The sequence below is a fragment of the Zobellia laminariae genome (assembly GCF_030553095.1).
Lineage (GTDB): Bacteria > Bacteroidota > Bacteroidia > Flavobacteriales > Flavobacteriaceae > Zobellia > Zobellia laminariae.
Window position 1 is genome coordinate 3,101,982 of sequence record NZ_CP130738.1, and the last position, 17,190, is coordinate 3,119,171.

12 protein-coding genes, 1 tRNA gene and 5 pseudogenes are annotated in these 17,190 nt (G+C 35.7%); 9 read left to right on the forward strand and 9 right to left on the reverse strand.

The annotated features are described in order from the left end of the window. Window positions 1-8: 8 nt before the first annotated feature. A complete protein-coding gene (locus Q5W13_RS14845) occupies window positions 9-260 on the reverse strand; it encodes a hypothetical protein (RefSeq protein ID WP_304443529.1) in 252 nt (83 codons plus the stop codon). Between the two features lie 310 nt (window positions 261-570). Here Q5W13_RS14845 and Q5W13_RS14850 point away from each other — a divergent pair, with 310 nt between their 5' ends. The 8 genes and pseudogenes from Q5W13_RS14850 to Q5W13_RS14885 all read left to right on the forward strand — a co-directional run bounded on the left by Q5W13_RS14850 (window position 571) and on the right by Q5W13_RS14885 (window position 10,661). Then, window positions 571-1,401, forward strand: a complete 831-nt coding sequence (locus tag Q5W13_RS14850) for a peptidyl-prolyl cis-trans isomerase (protein ID WP_237332206.1) — start codon at window positions 571-573, stop codon at window positions 1,399-1,401. Next, window positions 1,394-2,877: pseudogene (locus Q5W13_RS14855) on the forward strand (peptidylprolyl isomerase). Before Q5W13_RS14850 ends, Q5W13_RS14855 begins: the two are co-directional and overlap by 8 nt. 4 nt (window positions 2,878-2,881) lie before the next feature. Then, window positions 2,882-3,837: pseudogene (locus Q5W13_RS14860) on the forward strand (AAA family ATPase). Window positions 3,838-4,193: 356 nt separating this feature from the next. After that, window positions 4,194-6,968, forward strand: a pseudogene (locus tag Q5W13_RS14865) (bifunctional aconitate hydratase 2/2-methylisocitrate dehydratase). Between the two features lie 231 nt (window positions 6,969-7,199). Further along, window positions 7,200-9,465: pseudogene (locus Q5W13_RS14870) on the forward strand (aconitate hydratase). A gap of 76 nt (window positions 9,466-9,541) precedes the next feature. Next, on the forward strand, window positions 9,542-10,099 hold the full coding sequence (locus Q5W13_RS14875; RefSeq protein WP_304443530.1) for a TlpA family protein disulfide reductase: 558 nt from the start codon (window positions 9,542-9,544) through the stop codon (window positions 10,097-10,099). A gap of 56 nt (window positions 10,100-10,155) precedes the next feature. Next, on the forward strand, window positions 10,156-10,422 hold the full coding sequence (locus Q5W13_RS14880) for a TlpA family protein disulfide reductase (RefSeq protein WP_304443531.1): 267 nt from the start codon (window positions 10,156-10,158) through the stop codon (window positions 10,420-10,422). Continuing rightward, a complete protein-coding gene (locus Q5W13_RS14885) occupies window positions 10,377-10,661 on the forward strand; it encodes a TlpA family protein disulfide reductase (RefSeq protein WP_304443532.1) in 285 nt (94 codons plus the stop codon). Before Q5W13_RS14880 ends, Q5W13_RS14885 begins: the two co-directional genes overlap by 46 nt. 8 nt (window positions 10,662-10,669) lie before the next feature. Here the strand turns inward: Q5W13_RS14885 and Q5W13_RS14890 are convergent, their stop codons facing one another. The 8 genes and pseudogenes from Q5W13_RS14890 to Q5W13_RS14925 all read right to left on the reverse strand — a co-directional run bounded on the left by Q5W13_RS14890 (window position 10,670) and on the right by Q5W13_RS14925 (window position 16,389). Further along, window positions 10,670-11,125 (reverse strand): sterol desaturase family protein, encoded by a 456-nt coding sequence (locus Q5W13_RS14890; RefSeq protein WP_304443533.1) that lies wholly within the window; start codon window positions 11,123-11,125, stop codon window positions 10,670-10,672. A 1-nt stretch (window position 11,126) separates the two neighbouring features. Further along, window positions 11,127-11,966, reverse strand: a complete 840-nt coding sequence (locus tag Q5W13_RS14895; RefSeq protein WP_155594309.1) for a phytoene/squalene synthase family protein — start codon at window positions 11,964-11,966, stop codon at window positions 11,127-11,129. Between the two features lie 11 nt (window positions 11,967-11,977). Then, window positions 11,978-13,440: pseudogene (gene crtID / locus Q5W13_RS14900) on the reverse strand (bifunctional phytoene desaturase/3,4-desaturase). A gap of 23 nt (window positions 13,441-13,463) precedes the next feature. Continuing rightward, window positions 13,464-14,360, reverse strand: a complete 897-nt coding sequence (locus Q5W13_RS14905) for a MerR family transcriptional regulator (RefSeq protein ID WP_304443534.1) — start codon at window positions 14,358-14,360, stop codon at window positions 13,464-13,466. A gap of 154 nt (window positions 14,361-14,514) precedes the next feature. Next, window positions 14,515-14,598 (reverse strand) — tRNA-Leu (locus Q5W13_RS14910). Between the two features lie 519 nt (window positions 14,599-15,117). Further along, window positions 15,118-15,411 (reverse strand): hypothetical protein, encoded by a 294-nt coding sequence (locus Q5W13_RS14915; protein WP_304443535.1) that lies wholly within the window; start codon window positions 15,409-15,411, stop codon window positions 15,118-15,120. Between the two features lie 86 nt (window positions 15,412-15,497). Then, complete coding sequence (locus tag Q5W13_RS14920; RefSeq protein ID WP_304443536.1) at window positions 15,498-15,857, reverse strand: asparagine synthase-related protein; 360 nt, start codon at window positions 15,855-15,857, stop codon at window positions 15,498-15,500. Between the two features lie 58 nt (window positions 15,858-15,915). Then, entirely contained in the window at window positions 15,916-16,389 is a 474-nt protein-coding gene (locus Q5W13_RS14925) for a hypothetical protein (RefSeq protein ID WP_304443537.1), read from the reverse strand. Between the two features lie 291 nt (window positions 16,390-16,680). Here Q5W13_RS14925 and Q5W13_RS14930 point away from each other — a divergent pair, with 291 nt between their 5' ends. Beyond that, the gene (locus Q5W13_RS14930; RefSeq protein WP_155594306.1) at window positions 16,681-17,082 is read left to right on the forward strand and encodes a response regulator; all 402 of its coding nucleotides are present in this window, start codon (window positions 16,681-16,683) and stop codon (window positions 17,080-17,082) included. The last annotated feature ends 108 nt before the right edge of the window (window positions 17,083-17,190 follow it).

Here is a 17,190-nt window from a genome sequence, read left to right on the forward strand (position 1 = left end):
TTCGTCTATTAGCTTTCTGCCGGTTCAACATAGACTTCTCCACGATGCGGTTTAAGGGCATCTCTAACTGGTATCATTTCTGCTTCGTCAACCACCATAAAAGCTATGCTGTGCATATCATTAAAATCTTGAGAACCAGTAATGTCAAGATTCGTTTTTTTAATTGCGATAAATTCTTTTAGGTGAATTACATGATGTTCCGCGGTTTTTTGTGCGGCCGGACCCCTAAAATCCCATATCAGTTTTAATTTTCTGCTCATAAAATAAGTGTTCTGCGTTCTTTATATTTATTAAAGCGATTCCAATTTAGGTTATTACAATGATTCTTAACTAAGTTTTCGACGAAATTGAAATAACCACTGGGCAAAAGTAGTATCGTTTAAATTAAAACAAGCTTTCCTAGACAGCAATTTTAAAACAAGGCTCAAAGTGTAGGTAACGGATTACAGGTAAAATTAAAAAATCGGTTAAGACTTAAGAGTCTATTGCCCACCGTAGTAGATTTGCTATTTTTGCTCCATGAAATTAAATTTAATACCATTGCGCCGCCTAATTTATTGTTCGGCTATTATGGGCTTAGTATCCCTTTTTGTTGGCTGCGGTTCTTTCTTGACAAAAGATGAACCTGGGTTTTTAGCCCGTGTAGGGGAGAATTATTTGTACCGCGATGATGTGGCTAAATTATTGGCTAAAGGTATTTCAAAAGAAGATAGTGCTTCTTTTGTGACGAATTATATTAATAATTGGGCATCAAAACAATTGTTGTTGGACAAGGCCAAAATTAATCTTCCGGAAGAAAAATTGGCGGAATATGATGCATTGGTAGCAGATTATCGCATAGACTTATATACAAGAGCATACAAAGAAGCATTGGTGCAACAGGGAGGAGATACTGTAATCAGCAGTTCTCAGTTGAACGGTTTTTATGAAAGGGAGAAAGAGAATTTTAAACTTAAAGAAAAAATAGTAAAGCTTAGGTTTGTAGAGTTGCCCAAACAATTCTTGAACCAAGATGATGTCATAAGTAAATTGAAGCGCTTTAAGAAAAATGATATCGCATATTTAGATTCTATTGGAGTGCAGTTCAAGAAATTAAACTTCAATGACTCCATCTGGGTAAGTGCTACTAGAATTATAGAGGAAATACCTCCATTGACCTTTGAAAATGCCAACAAACACCTAAAAAAATCACAATTTTTTGAGTTGGAGGATGCAAACGGGGTATATTTGGCAAAGGTTACCGACGTACTTGATGTTAATGATGTCGCTCCACTGTCTTTTATTGAACCAACAATTAAACAGGTTCTGTTAAGTAGAAGAAAACTCGATTATTTACGAAAACTGGAAACAGAAATTATAGATGAGGCTATTAAAGAAAAAGAATTTGAAGTTTATGAGTAAACTGAATAAGTTTGTTGTCATTTTAGGGTGCTTTTTAATCACAGGAAGCATATTTGCTCAGGAAACCGAAGAAGAAGTAACTGAAACAGAAGAGGTAATTGAAAACGTGGAAGAATCTACTGAACCTCTATTAGAGGCAGAAGCAAGTATTGAAAAAGATTCGACTAAACCAGCTGTAAATTTCAAGAAAATTAAGTTAGATGGTATTTCCGCCGTTGTAGGTGACTACGTTATTTTGGAATCGGATATCGAAAAAACTTTAATCGATTTAAAAAGTCAAGGAGTTTCTACTGCAGATGTTACCCGTTGTGGACTTTTAGGGAAGTTAATGGAAGATCGTTTGTATGCCCCCATAAGGCTGTACAGGATAGTCTTTTAGTTTCAGATGATGAGATTGCCGCTACTACCGATCGTCAAATTCAATCTTTTGTACAGCAGACCGGTTCTATGGAAAAGCTTTTGAAATTCTACAAAAAGGAAGATGAAGCTAGTCTTCGTGAAGACATCAATAAAATTAACAAGCTACGCATGCTTTCAGAGAAAATGCAGTCTAGTATTGTTGAGAAAATAGAAATTACACCAGAAGAAGTTCGTCAGTTTTTTAGCAAGATTCCAGAAGATGAGCGTCCTGTTTTTGGTGCCGAAATGGAAATTGCACAAATCGTAAAATCTCCAAAACCTACTGAAAAAGAGGTAGAGGAAGTTGTAGGTAAGTTAAACAAGATAAAATCTGATGTTGAAGATAACGATGCAAGTTTTAGTGTAAAAGCTATTTTGTATTCGGAAGATCCAGGTTCAAAATCAAAAGGTGGTTTTTATAGCATAACTAAAGACACAGGGTTTGATAAGACCTTTAAGGATGTAGCTTTTAGTTTGGCAGAAGGGGAAGTTTCAGAGCCTTTTGAAACTCAGTTTGGTTACCACATTATTTTTATCGAAAAAATAAGAGGTCAAGAATTAGATTTACGTCATATTCTTATGCAACCTAAAATTTCTCAAACAGCTTTAGATGAAGTAAAGACAGAATTGGATACAATTCGTAAGCATATCATGGAGGGGAAATATTCCTTTGCGGATGCTGCTCGTAACTTCTCAGATGAAAAAGAAACTAAGTTTGATGGTGGTCTTCTGAGAAACCCAACAAATTTTGATTCTCGTTTTGAGTTAACAAAAATGGATCCGACACTTTACAACCAAGTGCGTAGTCTTAAGGATGATGAAATCTCATACCCTTTATTGGAAGAAGATCCTAGAGGTGGAGGTCCCAAGTATAAAATACTAAAGGTAACTAACCGGTACGATGAGCATACCGCTGATTTTTCTAAGGATTATATAAAAATTCAACAATTAGCTAAAACGGAAAAACAGTACAATGCCATTAAAGAATGGATGGACGACCATATAGAAGACACCTATATTAGTGTGAACGAAGACAACAAAGACTGTGATTTTGCCAATAACTGGGTAAAGGATTAAGTTTATGTCAGACGTTCAGGCAATAAATAATCTCGTTGAAAAAAACATAAGGCACTCAAAAAAGAAATTGCCAAGGTCATTGTTGGCCAAGATGCGGTAATAGACCAAATTCTTTTAAGTATCTATACGGGAGGACATTCTTTGTTAATTGGTGTTCCTGGATTAGCAAAAACCTTAATGGTGAATACTATAGCCCAAACTTTAGGTTTGGATTTTAAACGTATTCAGTTTACTCCTGATTTAATGCCAAGTGACATTCTTGGTAGTGAGGTTCTTGATCAAAACCGGAATTTTAAGTTTATTAAAGGGCCTATTTTTGCAAATATCATCTTGGCAGATGAGATTAACCGTACGCCACCTAAAACTCAGGCAGCCTTGCTTGAAGCCATGCAGGAGCGTTCAGTAACCATTGCTGGACAACAACATAAATTAGAACTTCCCTTTTTTGTTCTAGCTACTCAAAACCCTATAGAGCAAGAAGGTACTTACCCGCTTCCTGAAGCGCAGTTAGACCGTTTTATGTTCGCAATAGAGTTGAAGTACCCTACTATTGAAGAAGAAATACAAGTTGTTAAGAATACAACTTCGGACCGTTCAGTAAATATTCAGGCTTTGTTTAATGCCAAAGAAATATTGGAGGTTCAACAACTTGTTCGCCGTATTCCGGTTCCGGATAATGTTGTGGAGTACGCTGTTAAATTGGTAAACTCTACCCGGCCTAATCTTGAAACGGCAAGTGATTATGTAAAGCAATATATAGATTGGGGAGCAGGACCAAGAGCTTCTCAAAATCTTGTTTTAGCAGCTAAGGCACACGCGGCAATAAATGGTAAGTTTTCACCAGATGCCGAAGATGTTCAAGCAGTCGCTACAGGTATTTTGAGACATCGCCTTATCAAAAACTATAAAGCAGAGGCCGAAGGTATTTCGGAAGAAGTTATTATTAGTAAATTACTATAGCCAAAATTACCGAATCTTTAAAAACTATCTGGTTTTTTGCCTTTCTTCCTTTAGTTCGTGCAAGCATAAAGCAATCTATTGATCAATTTCCCAAAAGGGAGCGAATCCTAAGGTATAAATTTTATTTACGCCTCTTAATTTCTTAATTTTACGGGATTGCAATAACTTAAACGAACAGCATAAGATATTGGTAGGGTCATAAGGAGATATACCTGTTTGGTCCAGCATATAATCAATGTTGTTGCTTAACTTTTAATTTTAGCTGTGAAAATTTTTTATACAAGTCTTCGGAGAGGAATTCTAGGAAATTCCGACTACTCGGTTATAGCTAATTTAACACTCAAACCATTTATTAAATGAGCATTTATAAAGATTATCTTAAGGAGATCGAAGACCGTAAAGTTCAAGGACTTCATCCAAAACCAATTGATGGAGCTGAATTACTGAGTAAAATCATTGAGCAAATTAAAGATGTTGATAATGAGTATAGAGAAGGTTCTCTTAACTTTTTTATCTATAACGTTTTATGGTACTACGAGTGCTGCTGGTGTTAAAGCAAAATTTTTAAAAGAAATTATTCTTGGTGAATCAGTAGTGAAAGAAATCACACCTGCATTCGCTTTGGAACAATTATCTCATATGAAGGGTGGTCCTTCGGTAGAGGTATTGTTGGATATAGCACTAGGGTCTAATGTTGCTTTGGCAAAAGAGGCCGCTGAAGTTCTGAAAACGCAGGTTTTCTTGTATGAAGCAGATACTGCTCGTTTGGAAGAGGCCTTGAAAAATGGAAATACCATTGCTAAGGATATTTTAGAAAGTTACGCTAAGGCGGAATTCTTTACGAAGTTACCGGATGTAGAAGAAGAGATTAAGGTAGTAACCTATATTGCTGGTGTTGGTGATATCTCTACAGATTTATTGTCACCGGGAGGTGATGCACATTCAAGATCAGATCGGGAGTTACACGGTCAGTGTTTATTTGAGCATAACAAAGACATGCAAAATGAGTTGTTGGCTTTAAAAGAGCAGCATCCAGATAAGCGTGTTATGTTAATCGCTGAGAAAGGGACTATGGGAGTTGGTTCTTCCAGAATGTCAGGAGTAAATAATGTAGCGTTATGGACGGGTGTTCCTTTTAGCAAATATGTGCCATTTATTAATTTTGCTCCAGTAATTGCTGGTACAAATGGAATTGCACCAATTTTCTTAACAACAGTTAGTGTAACTGGGGGTATTGGTATTGATTTAAAAAACTGGGTAAAACAAAAAGATGCTGATGGAAATACAATTGTAGATGCAGATGGCGAACCAGTTTTAAAGCAAACGTATTCGGTTGATACAGGTACAGTATTAACAATTAATACAAAGACAAAAAAATTATACAAAGACGGTGAAGAGTTAAAAGATATTTCTGCTGCATTAACGCCACCAAAAATGGAGTTTATTAAAGCAGGAGGTTCTTATGCCGTAGTTTTTGGTAAAAAACTACAAACTTTAGCTTGTAAAATATTAGGAATAGATATTCCAGAAGTTTATGCAACTTCTAAAGAAGTTTCTATTGAAGGACAAGGTCTAACAGCTGTTGAAAAAATATTCAATAAAAATGCTGTTGAAAATACATAAGGCAAAACGTTACATGCAGGCTCTAATGTTAGAGTAGAAGTAAATATTGTAGGTTCACAAGATACTACAGGTTTAATGACATCTCAAGAATTAGAGATGATGGCAGCTACTGTTATTTCTCCAATTGTTGATGGGGCTTACCAATCAGGATGTCATACGGCTTCAGTTTGGGACGATAAGTCTAAGGCTAACATTCCAAGGTTAATGAGTTTCATGAACGACTTTGGTTTAATTACCGGTCGTGATCCTAAAGGAAAATACTTTCCCATGACAGATGTTATTCATAAAGTATTGAATGATATTACTGTTGGTGACTGGGACATCATTATTGGTGGAGATTCTCACACCCGTATGTCCAAAGGTGTTGCTTTTGGAGCAGATTCAGGAACAGTTGCCTTAGCACTTGCTACGGGAGAAGCTACAATGCCAATTCCAGAATCGGTAAAAGTGACCTTTAAAGGACAAATGAAGTCGTATATGGATTTCCGTGATGTGGTTCACGCTACACAATCTCAGATGTTAAAGCAATTTGGTGGAGAAAACGTATTCCAAGGTAGAATCATTGAGGTTCATATTGGAACGCTTACTTCAGATGAAGCCTTTACTTTTACAGATTGGACTGCAGAGATGAAAGCAAAAGCATCTATCTGTATCTCTGAAGATGATACATTAATTGAGTCATTAGAGATTGCAAAAGGTCGTATCCAAATCATGATTGATAAAGGAATGGACAATGCTAATCAAGTACTTAAAGGTCTTGTTGATAAAGCAAATACAAGAATTACTGAACTTAAAACGGGAATTAAACCTGCTTTAAGGCCAGATGCCAATGCTAAGTATTATGCAGAAGTTATTATTGATTTAGATGAAATTGCTGAGCCAATGATTGCTGATCCAGATGTGAACAATGAAGATGTTTCTAAGCGTTATACGCATGATAACATTAGACCATTATCTTACTATGGTGGAACTAAAAAAGTAGATTTAGGTTTCGTTGGATCTTGTATGGTTCATAAAGGAGATATGAAAATCTTGGCTCAAATGTTAAAGAACATTGAGGCACAACAAGGTAAGGTTGAATTTAAAGCACCTTTGGTTGTTGCTCCTCCAACATATAATATTGTTGATGAGTTAAAAGCAGAGGGAGATTGGGATGTTTTAGTTAAGTATTCTGGTTTTGAGTTTGATGATAGTGCACCAAAAGGTTTAGCTCGTACTAAATATGAAAACATGTTGTATTTAGAGCGTCCAGGTTGTAACCTATGTATGGGTAATAGGAGAAAGCAGAACCAGGAGATACGGTAATGGCCACTTCAACACGTTTATTCCAAGGAAGAGTTGTAAAGGACTCTGGTGAGAAAAAAGGGGAGTCTTTATTGTCCTCTACACCAGTAGTAGTGTTGTCTACAATTTTAGGTAGAACTCCAACTTTAAAAGAGTATGAAGCAGCTGTAGACGGTATAGTGTTAACTAAGTTTAAGCCATCTCAAAAACAATTGGTACAATAATTCAAATTTTTTATTATAATCCAAAAGCCTGAGTCGATGACTCAGGCTTTTTTCATTTGACCTTTTACATACTCAAAAACCTATTTTTAGATTAGTTTCTAAAGACTGTTCTCAAGGAAAAAAATCTTTTTTATAATCATTCTATATTTCCTAGGCCTTTCCTATTAATTATTGTACATTTTGTATCTTGTACTATCAAAAATAGAATAACAAAATTTATAAATAGACTTTATGGCATTTGATATTGATATGATCAAAGGGGTGTACGCGAATATGGCCGAGCGTGTTGATAAAGCACGTGAGATTGTAGGTAAACCGCTTACCCTTTCAGAGAAGATTTTATATTCTCACTTGTGGGACGGAAACCCTAGCAAAGCATTCAAAAGGGGGAAAGATTATGTGGATTTTGCTCCAGATCGTATTGCTTGTCAAGATGCTACGGCGCAGATGGCTCTTTTGCAGTTTATGCAAGCAGGAAAGCCAAAGGTAGCTGTGCCTACTACGGTACACTGTGATCACTTAATACAAGCAAAAAACGGTGCTGTTTCAGATTTAAAAATAGCGAACTCTACAAGTGCAGAGGTTTTTGACTTTTTAGAGTCTGTTTCTAACAAATATGGTATTGGTTTCTGGAAACCGGGAGCAGGTATCATTCACCAAGTAGTACTTGAAAATTATGCATTTAGGAGGAATGATGATTGGTACCGATTCTCATACAGTTAACGCTGGTGGTTTAGGTATGGTTGCTATTGGTGTTGGTGGTGCAGATGCCGTAGACGTTATGGCAGGCATGGCTTGGGAGCTTAAATTCCCTAAGCTTATAGGTGTAAAATTAACAGGTAATATTTCTGGGTGGACTTCTGCTAAGGATGTTATTTTAAAAGTTGCTGGTATCTTGACTGTAAAAGGTGGTACAGGAGCAATTATAGAATATTTTGGAGAAGGTGCTAAAAACCTTTCTTGTACCGGTAAAGGTACTATTTGTAATATGGGAGCAGAAGTAGGAGCTACTACGTCTACATTTGGTTATGATGAGTCTATGGAGCGTTATTTACGTGCTACGGATCGTAATGACGTTGCAGATGCTGCAAACCAAGTAAAAGAATACTTAACTGCAGATGCAGAGGTGTATGCTAATCCAGACCAGTATTTTGATGAGGTTATAGAAATTAATTTAGATGAGTTAAGACCTCATTTAAACGGACCTTTTACTCCAGATTTAGCTACGCCAGTAGGTGAGCTAGGTGAGAAGGCTAGAGCTAACGATTGGCCGTTAAAAGTAGATTGGGGATTAATTGGTTCTTGTACAAACTCATCTTACGAAGATTTAACTAGAGCTGCGTCTATAGCTAAACAAGCTGTTGATAAAAAAATTAAGCCAAAATCAGATTTTGGTATCAATCCAGGTTCAGAACAAATTCGTTTTACTGCGGAGAGAGATGGTATTCTAGAGGTTTTCGAAAATCTAGGTGCTACAATTTTCACCAATGCTTGTGGGCCATGTATTGGTCAATGGGACAGAAGTGATGCAAAAGGTGATGAGAAAAACACAATTGTACACTCGTTTAACCGTAACTTCTCTAAAAGAGCAGATGGTAACCCAAATACACATGCATTTGTTGGTTCTCCAGAAATGGTTGCTGCAATAGCAATATCCGGTCGTTTGGATTTTGATCCAATGAACGATACGTTACTTAATGAAGATGGCGAAGAAGTTAAATTAGATATGCCATTAGGTATAGAGTTACCTCCACAAGGTTTTGCTGTAGAAGATGCTGGTTTCTTAGCTCCTGATGCAGACGGTTCCGGTATAGTGGTTAAAGTTTCTCCTGACTCGGAAAGATTACAATTGTTAGAGCCATTTACTCCAATTAAAAACGAAAGTTTGATGGGTGCTAAATTGCTTATAAAGGCTTTTGGTAAATGTACAACAGACCACATTTCTATGGCAGGTCCTTGGTTACGTTTCCGTGGTCATTTAGATAACATTTCTAATAACTGCTTAATTGGTGCAGTAAATGCATTTGGTAAAAAGACAAACTTTGTTAAAAACCAATTGACAGGTGAGTATGCAGGTGTACCGGATACGGCACGTGCGTACAAAGCAGCAGGAGTACAGTCTATAGTTGTTGGTGACCATAACTACGGAGAAGGTTCTTCTCGTGAGCACGCAGCTATGGAGCCAAGACATTTAGGTGTTGCGGCAGTAATAGTAAAATCTTTTGCTCGTATACATGAGACAAACTTAAAGAAACAAGGTATGTTAGGTTTGACATTTTCTAATGAAAGTGATTATGATTTAATACAAGAGGATGATACTTTCAACTTCTTGGATATAGCTGAATTTGCTCCAGACAAGCAGTTGACTATAGAAATAGTTCATGCAGACGGAAGTAAAGACACTATTAAAGTGAATCATACCTATAATGATGCACAAATAGCTTGGTACAGAGAAGGTTCTGCATTGAACGTTATTAAAAAGGAAAATGCAGCCTAAGCAATATTGATATAGTATCTAAAAGCTCCCGTTAATTAGCGGGAGTTTTTTAGTTTTGGACCTATTCACAATTTCTATGAAAAGAAAAACTTTTTTTACGCTTATTATAATGGCTTTTGTGCTTTCCTTTTTTGTTACTCCAGTTGGATATTGGGGCAAGATTTGGCTTATGCGCGTCTTTGCTTCTCCTCCAGATATCATTAAGGTAGAAGATAGACAGCAAATTGATGGATATGATTGGAAGCTTAAGGATGCGAACTGGGACTTATTTAATTTTAACGAATCAAAAGGTAAGGTTCTTTTTGTTCATTTTTGGGCTTCTTGGAACACGCCGAGTGCAGCGGAGTTAAAAGGTATTCAGGAGTTATATGATAGATATTCTAATCAGGTAGATTTTTATCTTATAACCAATGAAGAGCGCGAGCCTGTAGAGGAATTCATGGCAAAGAATAAATATACTTTTCCTGTTACTTATAGAATAGTAGGAGAAGATGCACCAGTTAAAATTCCCAAGATTCAAGGCACTTATATTATTGATAAAAACGGGGCTATTGCAGTATATGCGGAAGAACCACATGATTGGGATAATAATACAGTAACCCAATTATTAGATTCACTTTCTAATACACCTTGAAAGCTTTAGTAAAATATATTTGTTTAGGAGCATTTCTGGTTGCTATATGCCTTATTTTGTTCACACCTATAGGCCCTAAACTAAGGGCTTATGCTGGGCGGATTATTTCCTATAGTTCAATTAAGTTGAAAGCAGATAAGACCATTCCAGAAAATACATATGATTGGGAACTAACTGATTTGAATACCGAAGCGTACTCTTTTCAAAATGAAAAAGGGAAAGTAGTTTTCTTAAACCTATGGGCTACTTGGTGTAAGCCTTGCCTTGCCTTATTGAAATGCCCGATATTCAAGCGCTATATGATGACTACGGAGATAAAGTAAGCTTTATGTTAGTGAGCGAGGAAGAGTTCAGTAGAGTTAATAGTTTTGCACTAAAAAAAGGATACAGTCTACCTTTTTTTCTTACCGAAGATCAGGTGCCAGAAATATTTAGTTCATCTACAATTCCTACTACTTACATTATAAGTAAGCAAGGGAAAATTGTTATGGCCGCAAATGGAGCTGTAGATTGGAACAGTGAAAAAATCAGGAAACTATTAAATCAATTGCTGGCAGAGTAGGAGTATAGTCAAAATTTGTTCTTGAAGTATTTAAAGGGAACGATGAGCATACCAAAGCATTCCCCATCTCCTTTGCCCAAATGTTTATGATGCATTTTGTGGGCTCTACGAACTCCCTTAGCATACCAATTGTTTGCGTTTCTGAACATCTTAAACCTCTGATGAATAAAGATGTCATGTACTAAGAAGTAAGCAATACCATAGGCTAGAATACCAAAACCCAAAGGCCAACCATACCAAAAAGATGTTGCTGATCCTGAGTAAAAGAGTATCATGCTCACAATGGCATAGAATATAAAAAAAGCATCGTTTCTTTCAAACCAAGAGTCATGGTCTTTCTTGTGGTGATCTTGGTGCAAACTCCAAAGAAAACCGTGCATAATATACTTATGGGTAAACCACGCCATAAATTCCATAAAGGAAAATGTGGCTAAAAACAGGGCTATCCAAATAACAGCTTTCATATTAAACCAAATTCAATTTGTAATTTACATACGACTTGGCCAAAACCCCAAATTTCTCATAGTTGGGAACGCGAATACGAACCGTTCTAATTTCTAAAGAAGGTGTACGTTGTAATTTTTTCAATAATCTATAATAGTATTTGTATGCAGTGTAAACACCAAATTTAGCCTCGTTAGGTAATCTAATAATTCCTTGATATGCTAACTCAAAATCGGCTTTTATTTCATTTACGATTCGGGTTTTGGAAGCTTCGTCTAGCATAGCCAAATCAGTATTAGGAAAATAACTTCGGTCTAAATCTTCAAAATCACTTTTAAGGTCTCTTAGGAAATTCACTTTTTGAAAAGCAGAACCCAATGCCATAGCGGTTTCTTTTAAGCTATCATATTTTTCAGTATCCCCTTTCACGAATACTTTTAAGCACATTAGTCCCACCACATCTGCAGAACCATAGATGTACTCTTTATATTCCTCATCGGTCTTGTAAACGTTCTTGTATAGATCCATTCTCATACTTTTCATAAAAGCATCAACAAGGTCATACGGTATTTCATACTTATGATAGGTGTGTTGAAACGAATTAAGAATTGGATTCAAACTTATACGTTGTTCCAGTGCATCTTTAAGGCTAGCCTCAAACTGATTAAAAAGTTTTTCTTTATCATACTGATCAAACGTATCTACTATTTCATCCGCGAAGCGAACAAAACCATAAATATTATAAATATCCGGTCTAATACAAGATGACAACATTTTCGTTGCCATTGTGAACGAAGTGCTGTAGGATTCTGTAACAATCTGGCTACACTGGTAGGAAACTTTATCGAATAGGGATTTCATGGTTTTGGCTTTTAGACGTTCTTGTTTATTAATTGGGAGACTAGCTTACCCGAAATTAAAGCCGGAGGAACCCAGGATATAGTACAGTCAACTGGCCGGTAAAGTATAAATTTTTGACTTTTTTGCTTCTTAGACCATAAGGTCTTAGAAAAGCAGTTTGGCGTAATGTATTGGCCATACCATACGCATTACCTTTATAAGAATTGTACTGTTCTACAAAGTCGTTTACGCAAAATGACTCCTTAAAGATAATATTATTTTTTACGCTCTGGCCTGTTCGTTTCTCAAATCTATCCATCACAATATCAAAATATTGAGTGCGTAGTTCTGGCGTATCTGTTAAGTTTGTGGCAATTGGTATTAGGAAAAATCCAGTTTCTGAATTAGCAGGAGCCATACTAGAATCTGTTATTGATGGAAAATTGGCATAGAACAAAGGATCTTTTGGCCAACTTGGTTGATCATAGATTTCTGTAGCATGCCGTTCAAAATCAGTGTCAAAAAAAAGATTGTGATGTTCTACATTTTTTAATTTCTTATCAAAACCCATATAAAATAATAATGAAGAAGGGGCAAAGGTCTTCTTGTCCCAATAGGCTTCAGAGTATTGACGGTATTCTGGGTCAAGTAAAGTTTCTGAATGGTGATAATCAGCTCCGCTTAATACTACATCGGCTATAATGTCTTTTCCATTAATATTTATGCCTACGGCCTTATTATTTTCAACGTTTATTTTTAGAGCCGCAGAATCGGTATGTATTTTAACGCCAACTTCTTCGGCCAAAGTTTTCATGGCCTTTACAATTTCATACATACCACCTTTTGGATGCCTTAAGGTGCCCAAACCAAAATCTGCATAGTTCATAAAACTATAAAAAGAAGGGGTGTTACTTGGTTTTGCACCTAAAAACAGGACCGGAAATTCTAGCGTAGAGACTAGCTTTTTATTTTTAAACTTTTTGCGTACTTCGCCACTAATAGTCTTAAAGAATTGGTCTACGCGCAGCGCTGTTTCAGGGGTAATAAGTTCTAAAGGGGAAAGTCCAGGTCGTAAGACTACCTTGTTAATGGCAATGTCATAGTTCTTCTGTGCCTTACTAATAAAGTTTCTTAGGTGCTTGGCACTTCCAGGGTTCTATACGCTCAAATTCTTGGCATATGTCATCCATGCAATCACCAATTGTGATATTGTCATCAGAAAAGAAATTTTATAGGCTGGACTTAATTTATCTAGCTGATAATAATCGGAAGTTTTCTTCCCGAAGTCATTGAAGAACTTATCAAAAATATCGGGCATCCAATACCAACTAGGACCCATGTCAAAAGTAAACCCTTCTCTAGTTAGCTGTCTTGCTCTGCCGCCTACGGTTTCGTTTTTCTCATACATTGTAACCTGGTGACCGGCCTTGGCTAAGTAGCACGAAGCGGACAGCGAGGAAAAACCTGAACCAATTATGGCAATCTTCTTTTTCATTATTGTTTTAGTGATGTAATGTTTTAAAGTCGCTCCACAATTTTATCTATTGAAGAGAAAATTTCAATTGCCTGAGGTAATTTCTCTTGGTCTATATGTTGGGTCTGATGACCTAGTAACCAAAGTTTAGTGTTTGGGAAATTTGCCGATAACGACCTAAATTTGGTTATATAATCGTCAACCTTATCCTTTGAGGGAGATACTGTGAAATAGGATAAAAATGTTGCGTTTTCAAAAGTCTTCATTACTTCTTCTAGACTTTCTAAGGGAACGGTTTGCCCTAAATACACGGACTTATATCCTCTAGAAACAATCTCATAATTCAAATAAAGAAGACCAATTTCATGAATTTCGTTTTCTGGTAAATAGGCAATAAATGTGGCCTTTTCATTAGAAGCTTCCTCAACAGATAAGTCTTGAGTGCTAATCAGGATTTTTTGTTTTACAAGGTTTGAAATAAAATGCTCGTGCGCAGGACAGATGGTATCTGTTTGCCATAGTAAACCCAGTTCGTTTAACAGAGGAATGAAAAACTCTTTGAAAACTTCTGAGAATGATTTATCAAGAAGTAAGGTCTTGAAAGTGCGAGTAAAAAGCTGTTCGTCAAAATTAATCATCGCCAGCTTAAAAGTATTTATAACTTGGCTATTGTTATTTTTTGAGATTAGCTCGTTTACAATCTCAGGGATTTTTCCCTCTTTAAGATTCGCTATTTTAGATATTTTATGGCCATTACTATATAAAAGTGTAATATTTAAGAGCTTCTGAAGGCTTTCTAAACTATATCTTCTAATATTAGTATCGGTTCGTTCGGGAGAAAGCAGGTTGTATCGCTTTTCCCATATACGTATGGTATGGGCTTTGATGCCCGATAGGTTTTCTAAATCACGTATACTGAACGTCTTCTTTGTTGTGTTCATCTTTTTGGCGTAAACATTAAACAAATCTAATAATTTTATTCTTAGTTGGGGGGGTGAAATGTGCTCTTTTGGTAAAAAAAGTAATATTATAAAGAATAAGAGACAAGATACGTATATAAAAAAAACCATCAACACAGATGTTGATGGTTTAATGTGCGCACGAGAAGACTCGAACTTCCACGGCCTAGTGGCCACCAGCCCCTCAAGCTGGCGCGTCTACCAATTCCGCCACGTGCGCATGAGAGATTTATTAAAAATCTTTGCAAAGATAGTATAAGTTTCTGATTACACTTCATTAAACGCGGAGATAGTGAATTAGCCGTTTTTACCTAATTTGAGCATCAGTAGTAAGCATTTCAAAAGTTTTGAGTATCATTAGTGTTCGTAGGGCTAGCCATTGATTACTTAAGGGGCCTGCCTTTAATTTTGAACGTATTTTATTCTCTATGCTTTTTGGTAAGTAAGCAATGATTAAACGTCTTATTTGTCGTCTGGCAGATTGTGTTTTTTGATCTTTGTTATAATTTGCAACTATCTTTTCAATAAACGATTAAGGGAAAATTCCTAACTTTTTTTTGTCATTCAAACTACTACAGATATAATCTCGTACTTCTGGTAAATTAAGAATTTGACCTACCTCTTGGACAGCTTCTCTTTTTGCAAAAGGAATTTGTGGAAACATTTCTGAAACGATAGATCTCCATATTTTTTTATTTGTTCTTAAATCTATTGGTATTTCTTGAATTGAGGTAATAATTTACTGGCTAAGTAAAGGGTTGATAACTTCTACATAAGCCAATTTTATATCTTCTAGTGCTGCTGTTGTAATTGGTGTTCTATGTTGCAACCACAATCGATCTCTCCAATCACCTAATGATTCATCGGTTTTCTGATGTAAATGTTTAGGTATATCATCATAACTCACAATGAAATCTTCAGGTATATCGGAAGAGGTGTAATCAAAACTTGTCATTAGATTACAAGTACGTCTAACTTGGTATGAGTTGGTTACTGGTGGTTTTCTTCCAAAAGCATCATAACCCCTTATCACGCCCCTTCCAGAAGCAGATAATTCTCCCCAAAGTTCTAAACCGTCTAAATATGCTGCTAAATGGTCTAGACGGCACTCTCCAGCAGTTAAAACCTTTCAAGTAGAATAGGAAAACTATTTTGCTTGAAATCCATTTTTGCATATGAATGTTTCATTTTACAAATCTGTGCAAGATTTTTGGCTATGGATGCATCACTAGTCGGTAATTCTAAAGCTTCGGACAGTCCACAGGTAACAGAATTGAGGTTTTCATTTTGTAAGTGAAAAAGAAGACTTCTACTATCCATACCCCCAGAAAGTGCTAAAGTCCATTTTGATGTATCTATTTTAAGACCTTTAATTGTTTTTTCTACTGCGTTCTTTAATTGAATCTTATAAGACAAATCATTGTTCTGTTCACTCTGTATTTTGGCGAAATTAAAATTAGGATTATGGTCTATACTCACTTGCCAGTTGCTTCGGTTTAAAATTAGACGAGTCCTAGGTGGTACAATTTTTATTCTTTCATCCCAAGATAAACCTTGGTCCTAGGGTTCCCGTGCATAAAAACCAACTACATGCTTTTTTATTTAATTGAAAATCTCCCAGAAAAGATACAATCATTCTTTGCGAGGTAGATGCCATAAATAACTTACTATCATTATAATACCATAAAGTTCTGGAGGCAGCATAATCCGAAGCAATCTCCACTGTTTTGTTTCCTACCCTAAATAAGACATAACTTCCATTAGGTAAAGGTGCATTCTGTTCAAAAAGATCATTTGTAGATTTACAAGTACCCAAGAACACATTTGCATCTTTTCTTATAATTGTTGATGTGGGGTTGTAAATAAGTGTAATTGTATTTTCATTTTCGAAAATATACGGTTGTTGTGCGTGAACATTATTTGGTTCTATACGCTTAGCGACTTTCATTGCCAGAGAGGAAATACTTTGCTTGATAGGATTTTTAAAACAGATTGTTATTGCTTTAGCCATAATTTTTAAAAAGGTTTTATACGGGTGTTAGGTTTGGTGTCAACTATAAAAAGTTAACTCAAATGATACGTAAAAATTAGGGGGAGCAATTTGTTAAAAATAGGATTATTTTAAATAAGAAAGCAAAAAGTTAATTTTTTAGATGATTATTTTGTTCAAAACTGAACTTTTCTAAAAACTCTCAACTAATCTACGGTACCATTCGTCTACAGTTAAAAGTCACTCGTCTATAGCTGGTCAAAATTCTATTATTTAATTCTAAAATTTGTATTTCACTAAAAATTACATGTTATGGATATTTTATTGATTGAAGATGATGCTATTGAAGTAATGAAGTTACAGCGAACGGTAAAAAAGTTAGAACTTAAGCATAATATAATAGAAACCAAGAATGGCGAAGATGCGTTAGAAATCTTAAAATCGGGTAATAGATTACCAGATATTATTTTGCTAGATCTTAACATGCCAAGAATGAACGGCATAGAATTTTTAAGCATTTTAAAGGCAGATGATGTACTAAAATATCTTCCTACAGTTATTCTTACAACATCAGAAAACAGAGCAGATTTATTGGAATGTTATAAAATTGGAGTAGCCGGTTACGTGATTAAACCATTGAAATATGAAGATTATCAATCTAAACTTCATAAGGTTCTTGAGTACTGGGACATCAACCAATTGGTGAAAGGCTAACAAAATAGTGCGTTTCACAACAAAAATTCTTTAAACTATACTACTTTTCCTACTTTTAGTAGATAAATTATGGTATATGAAGGGTATTGTTTTACAGAGTTTTTAGAA